Genomic DNA, 23783 nt, shown 5'->3' with positions numbered 1-23783 from the left:
GCGGCCCGGCGCGGTGGCCGGGCCTTTGTTCAGTTTGCTTGGTCGTACGGTTTCGCTGCCCGCTCGCGGGCAGGCCTTACTGGCAGGCCTCGCAGTCCGGGTCGAGGATGGAGCACGCCTTGGGCGCCTCCGGCTCGGACGCCTGCTGGCCGCCGGAGACGGCGTTCAGCTTGTTGGCGCGCGAGGAGTCGGCCACGGTGCTCTTCTCCACGTGGGTCGCACCCATGGAGCGCAGGTAGTAGGTCGTCTTCAGCCCGCGCACCCAGGCCAGCTTGTACAGGGCGTCCAGCTTGGGCCCGGAGGGCTCGGCCATGTACAGGTTCAGGCTCTGCGCCTGGTCGATCCACTTCTGCCGGCGCGAGGCGGCCTCGACCAGCCAGCGGGTGTCCAGCTCGAACGCGGTGGCGTACAGGGCCTTGAGGTCCTCCGGCACGCGGTCCAGCGGCTGCACCGAGCCGTCGTAGTACTTGAGGTCGTTGACCATGACCTCGTCCCACAGCTCGCGGTCCTTCAGATCGCGCACCAGGTACGGGTTGATCACGGTGAACTCGCCCGACAGGTTCGATTTGACGAACAGGTTCTGGTAGGTCGGCTCGATCGACTGCGACACGCCACAGATGTTGGAGATGGTCGCGGTCGGGGCGATCGCCATGGTGTTGGAGTTGCGCATGCCGACCTTCTTCACCCGCTTGCGCAGCTTGTCCCACTCCAGGCGCTGGGTGGTGTCCATCTGCAGGTAGTCGCCGCGGGTCTCGGCCAGCTTTTCGACCGAGTCGATCGGCAGGATGCCCTGGCTCCACAGGCTGCCGGGGAAGCTCTCGTAGCGCCCGCGCTCCTCGGCCAGATCGGTCGAGGCCTTGATGGTGTAGTAGGACACCGCCTCCATGGAGGCATCGGCGAACTCCACGGCGGCCTCGGAGGCATACGGCAGGCGCAGCTTGTACAGCGCATCCTGGAAACCCATGATCCCCAGGCCCACCGGGCGGTGGCGCATGTTGGAGCGACGCGCCTGCGGCACCGAGTAGTAGTTGTAGTCGATCACGTTGTCGAGCATGCGCATGGCGGTGTTCACGGTGCGCTCGAGCTTGGCCTGATCCAGCTCGCCGTTGTCGCCTATGTGCGCGGCCAGGTTGATCGAGCCCAGGTTGCACACCGCGATCTCGTCGTCCGAGGTGTTCAGGGTGATCTCGGTGCACAGGTTGGAGCTGTGAACCACGCCGGTGTGCTGCTGCGGGCTGCGCAGGTTGCACGGGTCCTTGAAGGTGACCCACGGGTGGCCGGTCTCGAACAGCATGCCGAGCATCTTCCGCCACAGGTCGACGGCCTTCATGGTCTTGTACACGCGCATCTCGCCGCGCGCGGCCTTCTCTTCGTACTCGCTGTAGCGCTTCTCGAAGTCGGCACCGATCAGGTCGTGCAGGTCCGGCGCCTCGTTCGGGGAGAACAGGGTCCAGTCGCCGTCCTCGGCCACACGCTTCATGAACAGGTCCGGGATCCAGTTGGCGCTGTTCATGTCGTGGGTGCGGCGGCGGTCGTCGCCGGTGTTCTTGCGCAGCTCGATGAATTCCTCGATATCGATGTGCCAGGTCTCGAGGTAGGCGCACACCGCACCCTTGCGCTTGCCGCCCTGGTTCACCGCCACCGCGGTGTCATTGGCCACCTTGAGGAACGGGACCACGCCCTGCGACTTGCCGTTGGTGCCCTTGATGTGGGCGCCCATGCCGCGCACGCGGGTCCAGTCGTTGCCCAGCCCGCCGGCAAACTTGGACAGCAGCGCGTTGTCGCGGATGGCGCTGTAGATGCCATCGAGGTCGTCCGGGACGCTGGTCAGGTAGCAGCTGGAGAGCTGCGGACGCAGGGTGCCGGAGTTGAACAGGGTCGGCGTGGAGCTCATGAAGTCGAACGAGCTCAGCAGGTTGTAGAACTCGATCGCGCGCGCCTCGCGGTCGATCTCGTTGATCGCCAGGCCCATCGCCACACGCATGAAGAACGCCTGCGGCAGCTCGAAGCGGATGCCGTCCGAGTGGATGAAGTAGCGATCGAACAGGGTCTGCAGGCCCAGGTAGGTGAACTGCAGGTCGCGCTCGGGCTTGAGCGCGGCGCCCAGGCGTTCGAGGTCATAGCGGGTCAGCTCGCTGTCGACCAGCTCCAGCTCGGCGGCGCGCTTGATGTAGGCACCGAAGTAATCGGCATAGCGCTCGGCCAGCTGGGCCTGGGTGGCCTCTTCCGGGCGGCCGTGCACGAAGCTCAGGGCCTCGCGGCGCAGCGCGTCCATCAGCAACCGCGCGGTGACCTCGGAGTAGTTCGGCTCCTTCTCGATCATCACCCGCGCGGCCATCACCAGCGCGGTGGAGACATCCTTCTCGGCCACGCCGTCGAACAGGTTGCGGCGGGCCTCGGTCAGGATCTTCTCGCCATCCACCTGCTCGATGCCGGCGCAGGCCTCGGCGACCACCGCCTGCAGGCGGTCTTCGTCCAGCGGGGCCAGGGTGCCATCGGCCCGGGTCACGTTCAGCGTGGCGGCCTCGGCTTGTTCGTCCGCACCCTGCTCGGCGGCCTCGGCGGCGCGCTTCTGCGACTGCTGCTCGCGGTAGATCACGTAGGCCCGCGCGACCTTGTGGTGGCCGCTGCGCATCAGCGCCAGCTCCACGTGGTCCTGGATATCCTCGATGTGGACCGTCATGCCCTGGGTCCCGGCGCGGCGGAACAGGCTGTCCACCACCTGCCCGGCCACTTCCTTCGACACCTCGTGGATGCGCCGGCTGGCCGCGGCGTTGCCGCCCTCCACCGCGAGGAAGGCCTTGGTCACCGCGACCTCGATCTTGGAGGCATCGAAGCCGGTCACCTTGCCATTGCGGCGAATCACCTGGTGCTGGCCCGGGCTGGTCGCCAGGACCTCGGCCGACGGTTCGGCTTGCGGCGGGTACTGGGTGCCCTGCTGGGCTGTGGCAGTATGGGAATCGCTGTGCATGACGGGCCTCGCGCTGGTGTTGGATCGAACGTGAGATACTATAGATCGGGGATCGAGAACTGCATAGCCACTAGATATAGTGGTTACCGAAAGAACAAACCGCGCACAAGCCGTGGGCAAGCTGTGGATAAAAACGCCCATTCCCCGTCCTGTCGCCATTCCTGGCGAGGCACCCCGGTTATCCACCAAACGCCGATGTAGTGACTCCCCGCCGGGTGCCCGCGGCCCACGCGAACATGAAAATGTTTTATGGCCCGCGATTACCGAATCGGTATCGCGCGCGGGGACCGCTTTGGGGCATCCACGTCCGGCGTGGCGATGTTGGACAAAGACCCGCCGCGTCCCAATAATCCCCGCCTTATCGAACCCACTTTTTTGCGTTGCCGGCCGGGCCGGCGGCGCCAGCCGTATTCATCGAATCGACAGGGAGTACCGCATGAGCGACGCCAAGGATCCATCCGACAAGAAGAGCAAGCAGGCCGGCAAGAAGGACGCCCCCAAGGCCGCCGTCGCCACGGGTGCCATGCAGGCGGCCACCGGCGCCGTCTCGCTCTCCTCCGGTAGCGACACCGCGACCCAGCCGAAAAAGGGCGGCAGCGAGAAGGCGCCGCGCCACTGCCCGCTGCTGATCCTCGGCTCCGGCCCGGCCGGCTGGACCGCCGCCGTCTACGCCGCGCGCGCCAACCTGAACCCGGTCGTGATCACCGGGCTGGAACAGGGTGGCCAGCTGATGACCACCACCGATGTGGACAACTGGCCCGGCGACAACGAGGGCGTGCAAGGCCCCGAGCTGATGCAACGCATGCAGAAGCACGCCGAACGCTTCGATACCGAGGTGATCTTCGACCACATCCACACGGTGCAGCTGAAGGACCAGCCCTACCGCCTGATCGGCGACTCCGGCGAGTACACCTGTGATGCGTTGATCATCTGCACCGGCGCCTCCGCCCAGTACCTGGGGCTGGAGTCCGAGACCACCTTCGCCGGCAAGGGCGTGTCCGCCTGTGCGACCTGCGACGGCTTCTTCTACCGTGGCCAGAAAGTGGCGGTGATCGGTGGCGGTAACACCGCGGTCGAGGAGGCGCTGTACCTGTCGAACATCGCCTCCGAGGTCACCCTGGTGCACCGGCGCGATTCGCTGCGCTCGGAGAAGATCCTGCAGGACAAGCTGTTCGAGAAGGAAAAGAACGGCAACGTCACGATCGAGTGGAACCACACCCTGGAAGAGATCCTCGGCGACGAGACCGGCGTGACCGGTGCGCGACTCAAGAGCACCGAGTCCGGCGAGACCAAGGATCTCGAACTGATGGGCGTGTTCATCGCCATCGGCCACAAGCCGAACACCGACATCTTCCAGGGCCAGCTGGATATGGCGGGCGGCTACATCAAGGTGCAAAGCGGGCTGGAAGGCAACGCCACGGCCACCTCCGTGCCGGGCGTGTTCGCCGCCGGCGACGTGATGGATCACGTCTATCGCCAGGCGGTCACCTCCGCCGGCACTGGCTGCATGGCCGCACTGGACGCGGAGAAGTACCTGGACAAGCTCGGTTGATCGCGTGAACGCCGAGGGCGACACCCAGGCAGCGGACCCGTCGGAGGACGCCACGGGCAACACGGCGGAGCGCGTCGAGCTGCGTGACGGCCTGGCCGAGGTGGACCCAGCCGCCTGGGATGCCCTGACCGGCGGCACCGAGCCGTTCCTGCGCCATGCCTTCCTGGAGGGCCTGGAGCGCCACGAGTGCCTGGGCCGGCAGTTCGGCTGGTTCCCGCAGCATGTGCTGATTTTCCGCGAGGGCCAGCTGGTCGCGGCGGCCCCGGCCTACGCCAAGACCAACAACTACGGCGAGTTCGTGTTCGACTTCGCCTGGGAAGGCGCGTGGAACCGCCACGGGCTGAACTACTACCCCAAGCTGGTCGTCTCCGTGCCCTACACCCCGGCCACCGGCCCGCGCCTGCTGGTGCACCCGGAGGCGCCGGACTTCGATCATCTGCGCACCCTGCTGGTGCGCGCGCTGGTGACCCGCGGCCGCGAGCTGAACGCCTCCGGCGTGAACATCCTGTTCCCCAACCAGGACGATCTGGACGTGACCCGCGAGCTGGGCCTGGCCGAGCGCATGGGCTGCCAGTACCACTGGACCAACGCCCCGGACGGCGGTTACGCGGACTTCGACGCCTTTCTCGGTGCGCTCAGCTCGAAGAAGCGCAAGAACATCAAGCGCGAACGCCGCCGCGTGAACGAGGCCGGGATCGTGTTTCGCACCCTGACCGGCGCCACCGGCGAGGCGGAGGACTGGGCGCGCTTTCACCGCTTCTACGTGGATACCTTCGAGAAGCACATGGGCATCCCGACGCTGTCGGAGGCCTTCTTTGTCGAGACCGCGGCCGGACTGGGCGATCAGGTGGTGCTGTTCGAGGCCCGGCGCCCCAGCGCGACGGATCCGGATGCGACCGAACCGGACGCGAAGGGAGACGGCGAGACCATCGCCGCGGCGCTTTGCTATCGCAGCCACGACACCCTGTACGGCCGCTTCTGGGGCTGCACCGAGGAACTGGCCGACCTGCACTTCGAGACCTGCTACTACCAGGGCATCGAGTTCTGCATCCGCGAGGGGCTGGCCCGCTTCGAGCCGGGCGCCCAGGGCGAGCACAAGATCCCGCGCGGCTTCCTGCCCACACCCACCTACTCCGCCCACATGATCCTGACCGAGGGCTTCGAGCAGCCCGTGCGCGACTTCTGCGAGCGCGAGGCCCAGATGATGCGCGCCCAGTGCGAACGCCTGCACGAACACTCGCCCTATCGCCAGGCCCATTCCGATGATGTGCCCGACCGCTAACCCGAGCCCGGCTCGCTGCGGCCGTCATCCCGGCCGTAGCGCAGCGAAGAGCCGGGATCTCCCGACCCAGGCAACAGGCTCGCCGACTGGACCTTCCCCGCACTCGGGGATCCCGGATCGCCCTGTGGGAGCGGGCTTGCCCGCGAAGCCCCTGCCCGCGCTGGACTCTGGCCGTTGGGGGCTCGCCCCATGACCTCCGGCCCCCAGATCACCCTGCCCTGGCTCGATCCGGAGCATCCGGAGGCGCCGTTTCCGGACCCGGCGCAGGCGTTGCCCGAGCCCAACGGGCTGCTGGCCGCCGGGGGCGATCTCTCCGTGCCGCGTCTGCTGAATGCCTATCGCTCCGGCGTATTCCCCTGGTTCGAGGCCGGGCAGCCAATCCTCTGGTGGAGCCCGGACCCGCGCGCGGTCCTGGAGCCGGGCCACTTCCGCCTGCATCGCAGCCTCAAGAAGGCGATCCGCAATCGCGGTTACACGGTGAGCTTCGATCGCGCCTTCGAGGCCGTCATCGAGGCCTGCGCCGGCCCCCGTGACTACGCCGATGGCACCTGGATCACCACCAGCATGCAGCAGGCCTATATCGCACTGCACCGCTCGGGCCACGCGCATTCGGTGGAGGTGTGGGACGGCCCGCGCCTGATCGGCGGGCTTTATGGCGTCGCGGTCGGGCGGCTGTTCTGCGGCGAGTCGATGTTCTCGCGCGAGCGGGATGGCTCCAAGATGGCGCTGGCCTGGTTGTGCCGCCACCTGGTCGCCTGGGGCTGGCCGTTGGTCGACGTACAAATGGAGACCGCCCACCTGCGCAACCTCGGGGCCATCACCCTGCCCCGCCAGGCGTTCATCGACCGCATCCGCGAAATCGCCCGCGAGCCGGTCGAGCCAGGCCCATGGCGGACCGACCCGACCCTGAGCCCCCTCGACCCCGACTGGAACACCCCCCGATAGGAGCCTGCTCGCAGGCGAAGCCCCTGCCCGCGTCCGCGACATCGCGAACGAACCGGTCGAACCAGGGCGTACGATCTGTACCCTTGCCCCCCGCTGGAACACGCCGGTAGGAGCCTGCTTGCAGGCGAACGCCCCTGCCCGCGCCCGACAATGGCAGGGGCTTCGCCTGCAAGCAAGCTCCTACCGGGAGATCCGGCCTGGCGCCTCTCGGGCTGGGCCCCTCCCACAAAGCACAAAGACGGCCGGATTCGATGAACCCTGACACCGCGCACGACGGCCGATTCCGGTGGCCCCGGACGGAGATCGCCGCGGCGCTGCGCGCCTCGCGATGACGGGCATGTGGGGCACCTCCCCGCTCCCGTCACGGCGAGGAGGCGCAGCCGAAGTGGCAGTCTTTCGGGGCCACCCCGGCCCGGGGACCGCGTCGGGAGATCGCTTACAGCCGCTCGCGATGGCGGGTGGCGCGACCCTGTCGTTGTGCGGCCCCGCAGGGGCCGCGGCAAGCTCCGGAAGCAGGCCCGGTGCACGGCGCGCCCGTTGCCCTCGCCGCGGGTGCTTTATACTCGCGGGCCATTGGGAAACCGGGCGGGAGATTCGGGTGGACAAGGCAGAATCAAGGAAGACGCGGCGGGCGATCGTCGCCATTTTGCGGGCCGGGCTGCTGCTGGCGCTGGCAGCCATCACCGCTGGGTGCTCCATGCTGTCGCCCTCCCCGCCCGATGACCAGAGCAACATCTGCGAGATCTTCCGCGAGCAGCCGCGCTGGTACGATCATGCGCGGGATTCCGAGCGGGAATGGGGCACGCCGATCGCGACCCAGATGTCGTTCATCCAGCAGGAGTCCTCCTTCCGCAGCCACGTGCGCCCGGACCGCGAGCGTCTGCTCGGCTTCATCCCGTGGAGCCGCCCCTCCTCCGCCCGGGGCTATGCCCAGGCCCAGGACCCGGTCTGGGGCGAGTACCAGGACGATGCCGGAAGCCGCTTCGCGCGACGTTCGCACATGAAGCACGCGACCGACTTCATCGGCTGGTACAACGCCCGCACCCAGCGCATGACCGGGGTGTCGCTGTACAACTCGGAACACCTCTACCTCGCCTACCACGAGGGCCAGGGCGGCTATAACCGCGGCAGCTACCAGAGCAAGCCGCAGGTCCGGGCCGCGGCCCGCCAGGTGGCGCAGCGCGCCGACCGCTACGAGTCCCAGCTACAGAGCTGCGAGTCCGAGTTCCGCTGCCGGCGCTTCTACCAGGTCTGGCCGTTCTGCCGGCAGTAGCCGAACCGACGAACGCCATGCCTGCCCCGGGAGATCCCGGATAACCGCTGCGCGGTTTCCGGGATGACGGTGCTTTTGGACGCGGGCACGCGCCCCAAGCCCAGCATCCCGTCATCGCGAGCGCCGCGAAGCGAGCGCCCGACGCGACCCCGGCGTCGGGGCAACCCCGACAGACTGCCACGTCGGCTACGCCTCCTCGCAGTGACGGGGATGTGTGTTCCCGGCCGCTCCACCATCCCGTCATTGCAAGCACCGCGAAGCAATCGGCCAACGCCGCCTCCGGCGTCGGGGCATCCTCAACAGACTGCCGGCGTCGGCTGCACCTCCTCGCGGTGACGCAGCCCCAACCGGCCCCACCAGGGTCACGCCTCCCGTCATCGCGAGCAAAGCGAAGCGATCTCCCAACGCTGCCTCGCCGCCGGGGTAACCCCGACAGACTGCCACGTCGGCTACGCCTCCTCGCAGTGACGGGGATGTGTGTTCCCGGCCGCTCCACCATCCCGTCATTGCGCGCATCGCGAAGCAATCGGCCAACGCCGCCTCCGGCGTCGGGGCATCCTCAACAGACTGCCGGCGTCGGCTGCACCTCCTCGCGGTGACACAACCCCAACCGCCCCACCAGGGCCACGCCTCCCGTCATCGCGAGCGAAGCGAAGCGATCTCCCAACGCTGCCTCGCCGCCGGAGAGCACCCCCAACAGACAGCTACGTCGGCTGCGCCTCCTCGCAGTGACGGACAATGAACTGGCCGGGCGCGTCACAAATCCCGTCATCGCGAGGCTCGCAGCGCCGTGGCGATCTCCCGACGCAGCCACCGGCGCCGGGGCACTCCCTGAAGCCAGCGACGCTACCTGTGCGACTCGCGGTGCCGGAGCCCCTCGCTCCGAGCGCAACGCGTGACGGGCGCACTTGAGGGAACCTCGCCGCCTGTGTTCCAGTCTTCCGGGACACCCCCTTTGGCCGAGACAAGGACGCACCATGAGCGACAATCCCACCGCAGGCTTTCGCCTCAACCACACCATGCTGCGCGTGAAGGACCCGCAGAAGGCGCTGGACTTCTACCAGCGCGTATTCGGCATGGAGCTGGTGAAGACCCTGGACTTCCCGGAGTTCGAGTTCACGCTCTACTTCCTCGCGCAGCTTGGCGAAGACGAACCGCAGCCGCCGAAGGACGCCGGCGAGGCCACCCGCTGGATGTTCAGCCAGCGCGGCATCCTCGAGCTGACCTACAACTACGGCACCGAGAACGACGCGGACTTCCACTACCACGACGGCAACGAGGAACCGCAGGGCTTCGGCCACATCTGCTTCTCGGTCCCGGACCTGGACGCCGCCGTGCGCTGGTTCGACCAGAACAACGTCGAGTTCGTGAAGCGCCCCGACGAAGGCGGCCTGAAGGACATCGCCTTCGTGAAGGACCTCGACGGCTACTGGATCGAGATCCTCGAACCCGCCCGCCTGACCGGGCTGGGCCGCTGAAGACGAGCGGTTCGCCGTATCCAGGCGTAACCGACAGACACAAAAAAGGGGCCTTGCGGCCCCTGCCCCCACCTGGGGAGAACGGCCCCGCCCGTAGTCGGGCGAGGCTGCTGGTTGGTCCGGATCAGACCTTGGTGTAGCGCAGGTAGGAGCGGATCTCCTCGAAGCCCTGCGGGAACTTCTTCTGCGCGTCCTCGTTGCTGACCGTCGGCGGGATGATCACGCGAGCACCCGGGGTCCAGTCAGCCGGGGTTGCGATGCCATGCTTGTCACCGGTCTGCAGCGCATCGATCACGCGCAGGATCTCGTCGAAGTTGCGGCCCACCGACATCGGGTAGGTCATCATCAGACGGATCTTCTTGTTCGGGTCGATGATGTAGACCGAACGCACGGCGGCGGTCTCGCTCTCGCCCGGGTGGATCATCTCGTAGAGCTCCGAGATCTTCTTGTCGGCATCCGCGACGATCGGGAACTCCAGCGTGGTGTCCTGGGTGTCGTTGACGTCTTCAATCCACTTGTTGTGTTCCTCGACCGTATCCGTCGACAGACCCAGCGGCTTGGTGTTGCGGTCCGCGAACTGCTTGGCCAGCTGCGCGGTACGACCCATCTCGGTGGTGCACACCGGGGTGAAGTCGGCCGGGTGGCTGAAGAAGAAGCACCAGGAGTCGCCGATCCACTCGTGGAAATCGATCTTGCCCTTGGTGGTGTCAATCTGGAAATTCGGTGCGGTATCGCCCAAATGCAGTGCCATGATGTACTCCTTTCTTTCGGTTTAGAGATTGATTCGGTATCTCATGGGGCGTTGCCTCCATGTACCGATTACTTTATATGCAATTCCGTATTTAGTGAATTACTAATTCTTTAACGGGCCAATAGTCTTTTTCTAACAGGGAGCCGGACAGGCGTTGCGCCCATCCGGCCCACCGCGCGCCCACTCACATGCGGCGGAACAGCTCCACCAGGTCCTCGCGCATGTCCTGGCGACCCATCTCCTCGGTCGTGAAGCTCTCCCCGTCGAAGTTCACGCCCAGCATCACCGCCTGACCCGCATCCAGGTCGGGCTGGAGCGCCACCATGTTGACCCCCTGAAGATAGTCGGCCACGGTCGTGTCTGCCTCCGCGACGGCCTGGACCTGCTTCTGCATCCACGAGGAGATATGCAGCACCAGCGTGCCGTCCCATTCGGAGGCCGCGAGTTCCTGCAGATACGCGTGGGCCAGGGCAACGTTCTCCTCGCGGTCCAGCTCGCCGCCCAACGCCAGGTAGGCCACCTCCTTGTCCGCGGTCACGTCCACCGCGGCCACGGCATCGTCAGCGGAGCGCAGGGTGGCGATGCGGAATCCCGCCTGCGGGTCGGCAGACAGCATGGATGCACCCAGACCGCCGGCCAGGGCGCCGCAGATCGGCGACGGGTTGTTGATCACGGCCATCGACCCGGCCCCCATCTGGTTGACGATGGCCTGGCCGATGCCGGCACTGGCCATCGAGCGGATGGTCTGCTGCTCGCCGAACGACAGCGGCTCGGCCGAGGCCAGCATCGGGGTCGCCAGGAGGGCGGCGGAGAGAGACAGCGTGATTGCGGTCTTTTTCATGACAGGCTCCAGTTCGGTTTTTCTCTCGGTACTTGGTGTTTTGCTAATTCTTGTGGCGGTGCTTCAGCGTCTCCGTCGCTCATGACGGGCTCGTGACACGTCGCCCGGCCGCCCCCCGGACCCCGTTCGATCACGGACGGGCGGGGCATAACCCGCCTCGTCCTGGTGGGCCATCTCAGTGGCCTTCGCCGCCCTCGCCTTCGAGCTGGCGCAGGCGTCGATACAGGCTGCGTTCGCTAATCCCCAGGGTTTTCGCCAGCGCCCGGCGATCGCCCGGATACACTGCGGCGGCATGCCGCAGGTATTCGCGTTCGATCTCTTCCAGGGGACGCAGGGACTGCGGATGGAGCAAGCCATCCAGGCCACCGGCCTCCCCTCCGCCGGCCCGCCCTCCTTCCCGGACCCGATCCGGCAGGTGCTCCGGACGGATCGCCTCGCCGTCCGCCAGCAATGCCGCACGCTCGAGGATGTTGCGCAGCTCGCGCACGTTGCCGGGGAAGGGGTATTGCCCGAGGATCTTCAGGGCCTCGTCTTCGAGACGCGGCGGCACGGCCAGGTCCAGACGCTCGCTGAGGGCCTCCACCAGCAAGGGGATGTCCTCGGCTCGCTCGCGCAGCGGGGGCACTTCGATCGGGAAGGTATTGATGCGGTAGTAGAGGTCCTCGCGGAAATCGCCGGCCCGCACCATGGACTCGAGGTCACGGTGGGTCGCACAAACCAGGCGGAAATCCGCCCGCCGCGACTCGACCCCCCCGACCCGACGATAGGCATGGGTCTCCAGCAGGCGCAGCAGCTTGACCTGCTGGCTCAGCGGGATATCCCCCACCTCGTCGAGAAACAGGGTGCCGCCGGCTGCGGCCTCCACCAGGCCGGCCTTGGCCGAGGTCGCACCGGTGAAGGCCCCCCGCTCATGTCCGAACAGCTCGCTTTCGAACAGGGTTTCGGTCAGGCCCGAGCACTCCACGGGCACGAACGGCAACTGCTGGCGCGGACTCGCCTCGTGAATGGCCCGGGCAATCAGTTCCTTGCCGGTTCCCGACTCGCCGAGCAGCAGGGCCGAGGCATTGCTCGGCGCCACCCGGCTGATCAGCCCCAGCATGGCATTGAAGGCCTTCGAGCGTCCGACCAGCCCGCCGCTACCCGCCTGCGGCGTCGAGACGGGCATGTGGTGCAGCCGTTCGATCAGGTAGCGTATCTCGCCGCCCTCGCCCCGGATCGGCAACAACTCGACATCCACGTGCTCGCGCCCGGCCTCGGTGTGGTGCACATGCAGGACGCGTTCGCGGTGGCCACTGCCCAGGGCCGCCCGCAGGGGACAGGATTCGCCCGCCTCGTCACAGGGGCGGCGGAAGCCATGCGAGGCCTCGAAACAGGTGCGACCCGAGCCGTCGCGATCGGTCCCGTAGACACGCTGGTACGCCCCATTGGCGGCCAGAATGCGGTAGTCCGGCGACAGCAGGATCGCCGGCTCCCGGAACCCCTCCAGTACCTGCCGCAGGGTCTCGACATGCGTGTCCTGCGGTTCCGGCGCCTTCTTCGTGATGCTCGTCACTTTGCCTCGCACAAGGGGGTCCAGGAATGCGCTTCCGATGCTCGTAACGTCACCGTCGCGCTGCCCAATTGACACGTTCAGTCGAGTGATGTTCAACGGCATGGGTTCACCCCCGTACCTTGCGCCCCATTTGAAGACTCGCCGCGGCCGCTCCACCGTGGCGCCGCCGACCCGGGCAGATTTCCCGACCCCTCGGCGTGCATCCCGCCAGACCCGCGAACCCAAGCCCCGAACGGCGGCCACGGCCTGGCCGCCGCAGCCCCGGAGGCCAAACCCGTGAGGCCACGATCGGCTCCGGGTCGGGCGCGGGCTGGAATCGACCTAGTGATAGCCGGTCTCCGGGGTCACCTTCCCGCGGAAGACCCAGTAGGTCCACGCGGTGTAGCCCAGGATAATCGGGATCACGAACAGCGCCCCCACCAGGATGAACAGCTGCGCATCCGGCGACGAGGCGGCGTCCCAGAAGGTGTAGTCCGGCGGCACCACGTACGGCCACTTGCTCACCAGCAGGCCCAGGTAGGTCGTGATGAACAGGGCAATCGTGGCGACGAACGGGATCCCCTCGTCGCGCCGGCGCACCGCGCGAATCAGAATCCAGGAAGAGAACAGCGCCAGGGCCGGGAGCACCCAGAGGTACTGCCAGGTTCCCATCCAGCGCTCCATCACCTTCGGATCGATGAACGGGGTGATGAGACTCACCGCGCCGAACACCAGCAGCACGGCCGCCAGCATCCAGGGCGCGACGCGGTAGGCAAAGGCCTGCGTCTCGCCCTCGGTCTTGACGATCAGCCAGGTGGCCCCCAGCAGGGCATAGCCCGCCAGCAGCCCGATCCCGGTGAGCACGGTGAAGGGCGTCAGCCAGTCCAGCGGTCCGCCGGCAAAACTGAACCCGTCCATCTCGAAGCCCTGGATGTAGGCACCCACGACCGCGCCCTGGGCGAAGGCCGCCACCGCCGAGCCGATCGCGAACGCGGCATTCCACAGCCACTTGGAGCGATGCGCCTTGAAGCGGAATTCGAACGCGACACCGCGGAAGATCAGCCCCGCCAGCATCAGGAAGACCCCGATATAGAGCGCCGGCAGGAACACCGAGTAGACCAGCGGGAAGGCCGCCAGCAGCCCGGCACCCCCGAGGATCAGCCAGGTCTCGTTGCCGTCCCATACCGGGGCGACCGAGTTCATCATCACGTCGCGCGAGGTCTCCACCGGGGCGAAGGGGAAGAGGATCCCCACCCCGAGGTCGAACCCGTCCATCAGCACGTAGGCGATCACGCCCACGGCGATGATGACGACCCAGATCAGCGTGATATCAATCGTGGTTTCCATGACTTAGCTCCTTTCACCGCTGGCCGCGGCGTCATCGATCCAGGTATCGGCGGCCGACAGGGGCCGCTTGGCGTGCGCCGCTGCATGCGTGGCATCGGCCGGTTCCGGGCCCTGGCGCACGATGCGGACTAGGTAGTAGACGCCCCCGGTGAACACCGCCGCGTAGACCGCGACGTAGCCGATCAGCGTGAACAGGGCCATGCCGCCGGTCAGCGCCGGGGTGATGCCCTCGGCGTGGTTCATCACGCCGTACACCAGCCAGGGCGCGCGCCCCGTCTCGGTCACGAACCAGCCCGCGACCACCGCAATGAACGGCGCCGGGATCATCCAGGACAGCCCCCTGAGGAACAGCGGGGAGGCATACATCCGGCGGCGGAAGCGCAGCCAGGCACCAGCCAGGGCGAACAGGATCATCACCATGCCGATCGCGACCATGATGCGGAACGACCAGAAGGTGATGCCCACCGGCGGGCGTTCCTCCGCGGGGACCTCCAGCAGACCCGGCACCTCGCCATCCATCTCGTGGGTCAGGATGAAGCTCGCCATCTTCGGGATGCCGATCTCGAAGTGATTGGTCTCGTTGGCCGAGTCCGGGATGGCGAACAGCAGCAGCGGTGCGCCGCGTTCGGTCTCCCACACGCCTTCCATCGCCGCCACCTTGGTCGGCTGATGCTCGAAGGTATTGAGGCCGTGGATATCCCCGACCACCAGCTGCGCCGGGGCCGCGAACAGCAGCACCCACATCGTGGTGCCCAGGGCCTTGCGGTTCATGACCACGTCGCGCTGACGCAGCAGGTACCAGGCGGAGACCCCGGCGACCACAAAGCCCGCCGTCAGCAGCGAGGCCAGCCCCATGTGGAAGAAGCGCGGCCAGAAGCTGGGATTGAAGATCGCCGTGATCCAGGACGTGACGTGGAACACGCCGTCCTGCAGTTCGAAGCCCACCGGCGTCTGCATCCAGCTGTTGGCCACCAGTATCCAGAACGACGAGATGAACGTGCCCAGTGCCACCATCAGCGCCGCGAACAGATGCACCCCCTGCGGGACCCGGTCGCGCCCGAACAGCAGCACGCCGAGGAAGGCCGCCTCCAGGAAGAACGCGGTCAGCACCTCGTAGGACAGTACGGGCCCGAGGAAATTGGCCGTGGCGTAGGAGAACGCGCTCCAGTTGGTGCCGAACTGGAACGACATGACCAGCCCGGAGACCACCCCCATGCCGAACACCACCGCGAAGATCTTGATCCAGAACTTCGAGATCTGGGTATAGATCGTTTCGCCGGTCTTCCAGGCGCGGAATTCCAGAAACGCAATAAACGAAGCCAGCCCGATCGTGAAGACCGGGAAGATCGCGTGGAACGAAACGACAAACGCGAACTGGATTCGCGATAGCAGTATGGGGTCGAGCTCCATGGCCTTTCCTCCGTAGTCAGGGGCACGCCGACATGACGTATCGGTGAACCTCCTAACAAGTACCGTGCCAGACTACCTGTCCGCACCACGACCGCTGGCTGCACGCTACAAACCGTGTTTTTCCGCCTGGCGGGCGCAAGCAACCATCGGCCCTTGTCTGCCATATTTGTCAGCCCAGTCTCGAATGACTGCCAGATTCGGCAGCCTGGCCCCGCCCATACCGGCACACGAGGCCCAGTGGAGCGGCCTGCCGGTGTTGGCATGTAACTTGTAAGCAATCCGTCACACGAAGCGCCCGGTCGACGGCGCGACCATCGCAACTGACCCGCCCGGTCTCCGGCGCGGCAGACGGATACGCGGAGAGAGCCATGCATCATCCCGAAGACCCGAAGCATCCAGAGATTGAAAAGGCCCTGGCCCGTCAAGCCGACGAGACGCTGCGGGGCCTGTCCCGGCGCGATTTCCTGAAGATCGCCGGCGCCGCCGGCCTGGTGTCGGCGACCGGCGTACAGGCCGCCCCGGCCCGCGCGGCGGTCTCCAGCCAGGCCCGCATCGTGGTGCTGGGCGGAGGTGCCGCGGGCATGACCATGGCCGCCCGCCTGCGCGACCTGCTGGAAGGGGCCCGGATCACGATTGTCGAGCCAAGCGAGATCCATCATTACCAGCCCGGCTGGACCCTGGTGGCCGCGGGCGTCTACTCGGTAGGCGAGGTCCAGCGCCGCAACGAACGCTACATCCCGCGCGGCGTGGAATGGGTCCGCTCCGCGGTGGCAGCCATTGATCCCGAGTCGCAGCGGGTCGAGACCACCGGCGGCGACCGGCTGGACTACGACTTCCTGGTGGTCGCGACCGGGCTGCACCTGGATTACGAGGCGATCGAGGGGCTGCGGCGCGAGGATATCGGCCGTCCCGGACTGACCAGCCTGTACGCCAGCGCCGAGGCCGCGCGGGACGCCTACGAGCAGATCCACGCCTTCGGCGAGCACGGCGGGGTGGCCCGCTTTACCATCCCCAGCACGCCGATCAAGTGTGCCGGCGCGCCGATCAAGGCGACCTTCATCGCCGACGACCTGCTGCGTACCGCCGGGCAGCGCGCCGGCGCCGACTTCCACTATCACACCGGGTCGGACACCCTGTTCAGCGTGCAGCGCTTCGACCACATGGTGCGCGACCTGTACGCCGAACGCGGCGTGAGCGTAAACGACGGCGGCGCCTTGCTGGCGGTGGATGTCGACGCCCGCCAGGCCCAGTTCCAGACCCGCGATGGCGGCCGCGAGACCGTGGACTACGACTACCTCCACGTAACGCCGCCGATGCGCGCGCACGACTTCGTCCGCGAGGCCGGGCTGGCAGTCGAGGACGGCCCGTTGGCGGCCGGCGGCTGGCTGGCGGTGGATGATCGCACGCTGCAACACGTGGACTACCCGAACATCTTCGGTGCCGGTGACGTGGTCGCAACCGCGATCGGCAAGACCGCCTCCACCGTGCGCTCGCATGGCGCAGTGATGCCCGACAACCTGGTGGACGTGATCCAGGATCGCGAGCCGTCGCGTCAGTTCGACGGCTATACCTCCTGCCCGCTGATCACCGAGGTGGGCAAGGCGGCGCTGGTCGAGTTCGACTACAGCCTGGAGGAGGTCCCGACCTTCACCTTCCTGGATCAGGGCGCCCCAAGCTGGATGTGGTGGCGCCTGAAGGTCCACATGATCAAGCCGCTGTATTTCAACATGCTGCGCGGGCGCTACTTGCGCTAGTCGATGACGCAAGTGCCCGGAACAGACGCGGAGGCGACAGACGCCCGGACCTCGCCGGGCCCATGGCTGCGCGCGCGCCAGCAGCCGCACCGCCGCTGGCTTGTGCTAAGTGCGGCCAGCACGCTGGTGGCGACATTGGCCACCATTGCCCTGGCGGGGCTCGTGGCCTGGGCGGTCCACGGCACCCTGTTCGCCCCCGAGGCCCCGTACCTGCCCGGGATCCTGCTCGCGGGCCTCGTGTTGCTCGCCCTGCGCTACGCCGCCCAGGCCCTGCGGGACCTGGCCGGTCACCGGCTCGCCTTTGCGGTGAAGCAGGAGCTGCGCGCCGATCTCCTGCGCCAGGCCCGGCAGGCTGGACCGGCGCGACTGGCCGGGCTGACCACCGCGGGCGCCTGGGCGGAGCAGTTCCAGACGCGGGTGGAGGACCTGACCGGCTACTACGCCCGTTACCTGCCGGCGCGCCAGGCCGTCATCCTGACGCCGCTGGCCATCCTGGTCGCGGCGCTCTGGCTGGACTGGCTCGCCGCCCTGCTGTTGCTGTTCGCCGCCCCGCTGATCCCGGCGTTCATGGCGATCGTTGGCATGGGCGCGGAACAGATCCACCGGCGTCAGCAGGAGGAGGAGAACCGCCTGGCGGGGCACTTTCTCGACCGCATCCGCACCCTGGACTGGCTGCGCCGAGCGCGCGCGATCGCCGCAACCGAGGCCGAGGTCGTCGAGCGCAGTCACCAGCAGCGGCGCCTGACCATGCGCACCCTGCGGGTCGCGTTCCTGTCCTCGGCGATCATGGAATTCTTCAGCGCGGTCGCGATCGGCATGGTCGCGATCTACATCGGCTTCGCCCTGTTCGGCGCCATCGACTACGGCCCGGCCGGCGACATCACCCTGTTCACCGGCCTGTTCATCCTGCTGCTGGCGCCGGAGTATTTCCTTCCGCTGCGCCAGTTTGCCCAGAGCTACCATGACCGCGCCGGCGCCCTGGCCGCCGCCGAGACCCTTGCCCCCGCCCTGGCGTCGCCCTCGGGCCCCGTTGGGCCCGAGCACTCCCCAGAGGCCACCGCGGCCCCCGACGAGGGCGCAGTGGTCCCCTGGCTGCAACTGAAGGGAGTCACCGTGCACTACCCGGGTCAGCGCACGCCCACACTGGCGGAGCTCGACCTGGCCATTCACGCCGGGGCGCATCTCGCGCTGACCGGGCCCAGTGGCAGTGGCAAATCCACCCTGCTCGCGGTGTGTGCCGGCTTTCTCACCCCCACCACGGGCACGGTACAGCGCCATCCCCAGGCCCGGCAGTTCGCCTGGATCGACCAGGACGCCCATCTGTTCCACGGCAGCCTGCGCGATAACCTGCAGCTCGCCCGCCGCGACACGATCGCAGACGCGGAGATGGCCACGGCACTGCAACAGGCCGGCCTGCCGCTCGACGCACCCGAGCTGCCCGACGGCCTGGATACCGCCATCGGCGAGGCCCGGCGCGGGCTCTCCGGCGGTCAGGCCCAGCGGGTCGCGGTGGCGCGCGCCCTGCTCTCGGGGCATCGGCTCTGGCTGCTCGACGAACCCACCAGCGCGCTCGACCCGGACACCGAACAGGCCCTGCTCGACACGCTGTTTCGGCTGGCCGAGGCCCGTGGCCTGACGCTGGTGATCGCGAGTCATCATGCCGCCATTCACGAGCGCTGCTTGCAACGCCTGGACCTGGCGCCGGCGACACCGGGGGCGCGCCATGCGTAACGGTACCCGCGCGGAACTGGCCTTTCTGCACCGCGTATTCCGCCAGCGCCGGGGCTGGTACTGGGGTGCCTGGGGACTGCTGGCGCTGACCTGGATCGCCGGCATCGCCCTGCTGGCATTGTCCGGCTGGTTCATTACCGCCACCGCCCTGGCCGGCGCGGGCCTGCTGGCCACACTCGACCTCTACGTGCCCTCCGGCGGCATCCGTACCGCCGCGATCAGTCGCACCCTGGCGCGTTACTTCGAACGCCTGGTCAGCCACGAGGCGGTGCTGCGCAGCCTGGCCGACCTGCGCGGCCGCAGCTTTCGCGGCCTCGCCGCGCTGCCCATGGAACGCATTCGCGCCTACCGCAGCGGAGACCTGCAGACCCGCCTGACCGGCGACATCGACACCCTCGATGCGATGCCCCTGCGGGTGGTCGGCCCCATGATCGCGGCGGCGCTCAGCCTGGTGGTCACGCTGGTTATCGCCGTCTGGCTGGCACCCTGGCCCGCCGTGGTCGTACTCGCCGCCTCCGGTGTCGCGACGCTCGCGGTCTCCGCCGTGCTCGCCCTTGCCGGGCAGCGCCGCAGCCACGCGCTGGTGCAGGCCCGGGCCGGCGAGCGCGTTGGACTGTTTGACTTCATTGGCGGCCTGGCCGAGTTGCTGGCCTACGACCGTGCCCGCGAGCACGAGGCCCGCCTGCGCCGGGAAAACGACGACTACGCGCGCCGGCAACGGACGCAGGAGGCGTTCGGGGTCGGCTCCGAGCAAATCGTGCAGGCCGTGGTCGGCGCCTCCGCCCTGGTGATGCTGGTGCTGGCACTGGGCTGGTACCGTGACGGAATGCTCGACGCTCCGGTCGCGGTGTTGCTGCCGCTGATGACCCTGGGCCTGGGCGAGGTTCTGGGCAGCCTGCCCGGTGCATGGTGGCGTGCCGGCGAGAGCCTGGAAGCCGCCGGGCGGGTTCAGCATCTGGAGGTGGCCGCCACCCATACCCCCGCAACCGCCGAGTCCGTGGACCCGACCCCGCCTGACGAGGCCCCTGCGCTACACGCACACGGCCTGACCATCGGCTTTCGCCGCGAGCGCCCGTTGCTCGGTCCCCTGGACCTCGAACCCGCGCTTGGCTATCCCCTGGTGATCAGCGGGGCCAGCGGGCACGGCAAGAGCACGCTGCTGGACACCCTCGCCGGCGAACTCCCGCCCCTGGCCGGTACCGTAGCGCTCGGCCACGACGATCTGGCAAGGATCCCCACCGATGCCCGGTACCGCCACATCAGCTACCTGCCCCAGGGCCTGCAACTGCCGGACACGACCCTCCGAAGCATCCTGTCCCCGGCGCACAGGTCGTTGAGCGATGCCGCACTGTGGGAGGCCCTGGAACAGGTCGATCTCGCCGAGGCCGTGCGCGGCACCGACGAAGGTCTGGACTACCGCATCGGCGAGGGCGGCGCGTCCCTCTCCGGCGGTCAGCGCCGCCGTCTCGCCCTGGCGGCGGTCGTCCTTCAGGACCGACCGGTCGTCCTGCTCGACGAGCCGTTTTCCGGTCTGGATACCCCCACGCAACAACGAGTGGTGGAACGACTGCTGCCCTGGCTGCAGGACCGTCAGTGCATCCTCGTCACCCATGCCCCGGGACAACTGCCGGCCCGCTGGCCGCGCCTCGAGCTCGCGAAACCGCTCGGCCGGAGCTAAGGCCGGCGACGGGACCTCGCAGCGAAACGTGCCCGACACACCGGCACCCGACTTTCGGTGGCCGCACAAACAGGTTCGGATCACGAAGCAATGGGGGACGGGCTGGGGGACGAACGCCGGGGCCAGACGTGCGAAAGGGGCCACTCGGGCCCCTTCGCAGGATTTGACGGAGAGTGAGGATTACGCCCGGCTGCGCCGGTCGCCCTTCGGGCCGCCTACGCTACGCTGCGGCGTTCCGGTGTCGCTACGCGCCACCGGTCGAACCATCGTTCTTACTTGTATCTCGGGTTCGAATCCCGGAAATCTCGGGGGCCAGACATGCGAAAGGGGCCACTCGGGCCCCTTCGCAGGATTTGGCGGAGAGTGAGTCCGCCGATATATAGTCCAACGGGGTCTTATAAGGTCCTATACTGCACTGCTTTTCAGTGACTTACTGTGTTATAGTGTCCAACAGAGGCTGTCCCAATCCATTCTAAATGGGGGACCAGATGGGGGACCACTATCAGCACAGGAAGAACAAATGGCTCTGAACAAGTTGAGCGCGCGCCAGGTCAAGACCGCGACAACCGGCAAGCACGAGGACGGTGGTGGGCTGCGCCTTGTCGCCTCCGCCAGCGGCTCGAAGAAATGGGTATTGCGGCTCATGGTCAACGGGAAGCGGCGAGAAATGGGCCTGGGCGCATATCCCGACGTTTCCTTGGCGTCCGCCCGCGAAAATGCATCTGCCTACCGCACCCTCGCCCGCAATGGTGTCGACCCGATCGCTACCCGCTCTGCTTGCACCAAGGAGATCCCCACGTTCGAATCATGCGCAGCAAGCTTCATCCGCGCTCACCGAAGCGGATGGAAGAACCCGAAACACCAACGACAGTGGGTCAGGACGCTCAAGCAGTACGCGCGCTCGAAGATCGGGAAGAAGCGCGTTGACACCATAACTACTGAAGACATTCTCGAAATCCTGACCCCGATCTGGACGACCAAGACTGAAACGGCCAAACGCGTTCAGGGCAGGATCGAAAACGTCCTGGATTACGCAGCCGCACACAATCACCGCGAGGAACCCAATCCCGCGCGTTGGCGCGGACACCTCGACAAACTGCTACCCAAGCCATCGAGGGTGAAAAAACAGAAGCACCACCCGGCAATGCCGTACCACGAGGTCCCGAGCTTCATCCACACTCTTGAAGCACAGGAGGCAATGGCTGCCTCCGCCCTACGGTTTCTGATACTTACCGCCGTCCGTACCAAAGAGGTGTTGCAGGCCCAGTGGGAAGAAATCAACAAGCAAGACCGCGTGTGGACCATACCAGCATCCCGCATGAAAGCTCGCAAAGAGCACCGAGTGCCTCTGTCGAGTGCTGCTTTGGAGCTTCTCGAGGCCCTGCCAGTCATCGAGAGTAATCCGTATGTATTTCCTGGCACGCGACCCGGTCGTCCGATGTCCAACATGGCACTGCTGCAGGCAATGAGGAGGCAGGGTTTCGGGGTGCACGGTGAGCAGGGCAACTACGTACCTCACGGCTTCCGATCCAGCTTCCGCGATTGGTCGGGGGAAATCTCCAACTTCCCCCGCGATGTCGCCGAGATGGCGCTCGCGCACGTCATCGAAAACAAGGTGGAGGCCGCCTACCGTCGAGGCGACCTGTTCGAAAAACGGCGAAGGATGATGCAGGAATGGTCTGATTACCTGACTACTGGTGGCTAAGATCGCCCCCTCCCTGGAACCATTCCGATTTGGACCACGAAAAAACCCCGGCGCTAGCCGGGGCTGAAGGGGAATGGATCAAGCTATTCCGCCTAACATCCGGAATATCATGTCCGCATACTGCTGTTGCTCTTCCGGGGAATATCTCCCCGCTGGTAGCCAGATCTCGGATGAAATCCACTGGTCGTCATCATCATCCAGGTGCAAAACGATCTGAATCTGGATGCCGACCTGCCTCCAGTCGTCACTAGGAATCCGTCGATCATAGACACTGATCCCATGAGCCTTGAGCTGTGACGCGAACGCATCGGCCCTCCCGCTACTCAGCAACTGAGCACGAGCCAATCGCTCGACTAGTTTCCCGCGGCGGTTGGAAGTGCCAGGCAGTGACGATGATTCATTTGGACGCAAGCTTCTCATGAGTACTCCTCGGTTTGGGGTTCATCCCCCTATTGAGGCCTCAGTGACAGCAGTCCTGACGAAACGAAAAAACCCGGGCAATGATGCCCGGGTTCGAATATGAACCTCCTCTTGGTCCGATAGTGAATTAAGCGGGTGCCAGCCCGCCAAGCGTCGTGGTTTACCTGCAGGTGCCAGCCTGCAAAACCGTTCAGTTGAATGCCTCTTGCTATACCAATCGACGGGAAGTACCCATCGCTTCCGCTGGTTCCTTTCGAGTGCCATCCTGGCTCCAGAGTCGCTTCGGTTATATCGCGACATCCGTCTGACTCTACTCAGAACCGCTCCCCTCCTTGCCTCTCATCGGTGCCACCCGAGTCGAAGAGGGTTAGGAGTTCCCGCGTTAGCTAGCCACTACTACACGAGCAATCGCCACTGTGCTCCGTCATCCAGATAACTGGTGCTATGCACCTCACCTCGCCTTTCGGTCGTGGTTTTCGGGGGGCCGAGATTCCAAAGCGCCTCCCCTACTCCCGGATCACTTCAACGCACATAACCAGGGCCCTCAGCCCATGGCTACTGCTCGCTCTGCATAGCACCGTCCTGCGGTGCATTTACACGTTTGAGCTATACATCGACCTTCCCGGCTTGCGCCAGGAAGTGCCGCCGGCCCGAGTTTTCACCTGGTCGGCTCAATACCGTTTCCAATATCGCTGAAGCCATCGTGTGCAGCACGCGTTCGACTCTCTCGAGCCGCCCACGGGGCGGACTGATTACCGCCTTTCGTCGACTAGCAGGGTCTTCTCCTGTCACCAGGAGCCCCGTTTCCGCGTCGCCCAAACTCACCCTGGGATTGGGTCGAACAGCGCATTTCATCGCTGAGCGCCCATCGCATCGCAGCGAGCCCAATTACGGGCACTGCGCTACAGCAGAACAAGCAATCCAGGTGGCGCCTGGATGCTTGTTGGTACAGCAAGCGGGGTGGCAGCCCCGAACTTCATGGGGCTGGCACACCCGGCATTCACTCTCCCTGTGCGGCGTTACGTGACAGCTATCGGAATCTCTAGACCTTCAGACACACCGTCCTGCGCGTAATCAGTTCTTATCCGATCACAGAGGTGTCATTCAGGCCTGC

General features: G+C 66.5%; 15 protein-coding genes. 9 read left to right on the top strand and 6 right to left on the bottom strand.

The genetic code is table 11. The features are described 5' to 3' along the window. Window positions 1–76: 76 nt before the first annotated feature. On the bottom strand, window positions 77–2971 hold the full coding sequence (locus tag F618_RS0112220) for a ribonucleoside-diphosphate reductase subunit alpha (RefSeq protein ID WP_018649872.1): 2895 nt from the start codon (window positions 2969–2971) through the stop codon (window positions 77–79). A gap of 436 nt (window positions 2972–3407) precedes the next feature. Between F618_RS0112220 and trxB the strand changes: the two genes are divergently transcribed. From trxB to gloA, 5 genes are all read left to right on the top strand, one after another. After that, entirely contained in the window at window positions 3408–4523 is a 1116-nt protein-coding gene (gene trxB / locus F618_RS0112215; protein ID WP_019563955.1) for a thioredoxin-disulfide reductase, read from the top strand. A gap of 4 nt (window positions 4524–4527) precedes the next feature. Next, entirely contained in the window at window positions 4528–5805 is a 1278-nt protein-coding gene (locus tag F618_RS0112210) for a GNAT family N-acetyltransferase (protein WP_019563954.1), read from the top strand. A gap of 189 nt (window positions 5806–5994) precedes the next feature. Next, window positions 5995–6750: a leucyl/phenylalanyl-tRNA--protein transferase gene (aat, locus tag F618_RS0112205; RefSeq protein ID WP_018950736.1), complete on the top strand. Its 756-nt coding sequence runs from the start codon at window positions 5995–5997 to the stop codon at window positions 6748–6750. A gap of 697 nt (window positions 6751–7447) precedes the next feature. Further along, window positions 7448–8023, top strand: a complete 576-nt coding sequence (locus F618_RS0112200) for a lysozyme-like domain containing protein (protein WP_231362682.1) — start codon at window positions 7448–7450, stop codon at window positions 8021–8023. A gap of 977 nt (window positions 8024–9000) precedes the next feature. Further along, a complete protein-coding gene (gene gloA / locus F618_RS0112195; protein WP_019568726.1) occupies window positions 9001–9501 on the top strand; it encodes a lactoylglutathione lyase in 501 nt (166 codons plus the stop codon). A 124-nt stretch (window positions 9502–9625) separates the two neighbouring features. On the opposite strand, the gene F618_RS0112190 is transcribed toward gloA, so the two are convergent. The 5 genes from F618_RS0112190 to F618_RS0112170 form a co-directional block, all read right to left on the bottom strand. After that, window positions 9626–10252, bottom strand: a complete 627-nt coding sequence (locus F618_RS0112190) for a peroxiredoxin (protein WP_018649867.1) — start codon at window positions 10250–10252, stop codon at window positions 9626–9628. Between the two features lie 184 nt (window positions 10253–10436). Further along, window positions 10437–11093 carry a hypothetical protein gene (locus F618_RS0112185; protein ID WP_019568725.1) on the bottom strand — a complete coding sequence of 219 codons (657 nt, stop codon included), beginning with the start codon at window positions 11091–11093 and terminating at the stop codon, window positions 10437–10439. Between the two features lie 175 nt (window positions 11094–11268). Then, entirely contained in the window at window positions 11269–12747 is a 1479-nt protein-coding gene (locus F618_RS0112180; protein WP_018649865.1) for a sigma-54-dependent Fis family transcriptional regulator, read from the bottom strand. Between the two features lie 219 nt (window positions 12748–12966). Beyond that, window positions 12967–13971: a cytochrome d ubiquinol oxidase subunit II gene (gene cydB, locus F618_RS0112175; RefSeq protein ID WP_019568724.1), complete on the bottom strand. Its 1005-nt coding sequence runs from the start codon at window positions 13969–13971 to the stop codon at window positions 12967–12969. A 3-nt stretch (window positions 13972–13974) separates the two neighbouring features. Further along, a complete protein-coding gene (locus tag F618_RS0112170) occupies window positions 13975–15381 on the bottom strand; it encodes a cytochrome ubiquinol oxidase subunit I (RefSeq protein ID WP_018649864.1) in 1407 nt (468 codons plus the stop codon). 368 nt (window positions 15382–15749) lie between these two features. Between F618_RS0112170 and F618_RS0112165 the strand changes: the two genes are divergently transcribed. From F618_RS0112165 to F618_RS0112150, 4 genes are all read left to right on the top strand, one after another. After that, entirely contained in the window at window positions 15750–17135 is a 1386-nt protein-coding gene (locus F618_RS0112165; protein ID WP_019568723.1) for an NAD(P)/FAD-dependent oxidoreductase, read from the top strand. Window positions 17136–17138: 3 nt separating this feature from the next. Beyond that, the gene (gene cydD, locus F618_RS0112160) at window positions 17139–18866 is read left to right on the top strand and encodes a thiol reductant ABC exporter subunit CydD (RefSeq protein ID WP_026331225.1); all 1728 of its coding nucleotides are present in this window, start codon (window positions 17139–17141) and stop codon (window positions 18864–18866) included. Then, entirely contained in the window at window positions 18859–20544 is a 1686-nt protein-coding gene (gene cydC, locus F618_RS0112155) for a thiol reductant ABC exporter subunit CydC (protein WP_019568721.1), read from the top strand. Before cydD ends, cydC begins: the two co-directional genes overlap by 8 nt. Window positions 20545–21064: 520 nt before the next feature. Beyond that, complete coding sequence (locus F618_RS0112150; RefSeq protein ID WP_019568720.1) at window positions 21065–22249, top strand: site-specific integrase; 1185 nt, start codon at window positions 21065–21067, stop codon at window positions 22247–22249. Window positions 22250–23783: the final 1534 nt, after the last annotated feature.

The organism is Thioalkalivibrio sp. ALMg13-2 (assembly GCF_000381185.1).
GTDB lineage: Bacteria > Pseudomonadota > Gammaproteobacteria > Ectothiorhodospirales > Ectothiorhodospiraceae > Thioalkalivibrio > Thioalkalivibrio versutus.
Note: the sequence above shows the minus strand (reverse complement) of the source record. Positions and strands in the feature narration are given on the sequence as shown.

Excerpts from the sequence above, each read along its gene's own strand:
- F618_RS0112220 (WP_018649872.1), bottom strand. The coding sequence starts at position 2,971 with ATGCACAGCGATTCCCATACTGCCACAGCCCAGCAGGGCACCCAGTAC.
- trxB (WP_019563955.1), top strand. The coding sequence starts at position 3,408 with ATGAGCGACGCCAAGGATCCATCCGACAAGAAGAGCAAGCAGGCCGGC.
- aat (WP_018950736.1), top strand. The coding sequence starts at position 5,995 with ATGACCTCCGGCCCCCAGATCACCCTGCCCTGGCTCGATCCGGAGCAT.
- F618_RS0112200 (WP_231362682.1), top strand. The coding sequence starts at position 7,448 with ATGCTGTCGCCCTCCCCGCCCGATGACCAGAGCAACATCTGCGAGATC.
- gloA (WP_019568726.1), top strand. The coding sequence starts at position 9,001 with ATGAGCGACAATCCCACCGCAGGCTTTCGCCTCAACCACACCATGCTG.
- F618_RS0112190 (WP_018649867.1), bottom strand. The coding sequence starts at position 10,252 with ATGGCACTGCATTTGGGCGATACCGCACCGAATTTCCAGATTGACACC.
- F618_RS0112185 (WP_019568725.1), bottom strand. The coding sequence starts at position 11,093 with ATGAAAAAGACCGCAATCACGCTGTCTCTCTCCGCCGCCCTCCTGGCG.
- F618_RS0112180 (WP_018649865.1), bottom strand. The coding sequence starts at position 12,747 with ATGCCGTTGAACATCACTCGACTGAACGTGTCAATTGGGCAGCGCGAC.
- cydB (WP_019568724.1), bottom strand. The coding sequence starts at position 13,971 with ATGGAAACCACGATTGATATCACGCTGATCTGGGTCGTCATCATCGCC.
- F618_RS0112170 (WP_018649864.1), bottom strand. The coding sequence starts at position 15,381 with ATGGAGCTCGACCCCATACTGCTATCGCGAATCCAGTTCGCGTTTGTC.
- F618_RS0112165 (WP_019568723.1), top strand. The coding sequence starts at position 15,750 with ATGCATCATCCCGAAGACCCGAAGCATCCAGAGATTGAAAAGGCCCTG.
- cydD (WP_026331225.1), top strand. The coding sequence starts at position 17,139 with ATGACGCAAGTGCCCGGAACAGACGCGGAGGCGACAGACGCCCGGACC.
- cydC (WP_019568721.1), top strand. The coding sequence starts at position 18,859 with ATGCGTAACGGTACCCGCGCGGAACTGGCCTTTCTGCACCGCGTATTC.
- F618_RS0112150 (WP_019568720.1), top strand. The coding sequence starts at position 21,065 with ATGGCTCTGAACAAGTTGAGCGCGCGCCAGGTCAAGACCGCGACAACC.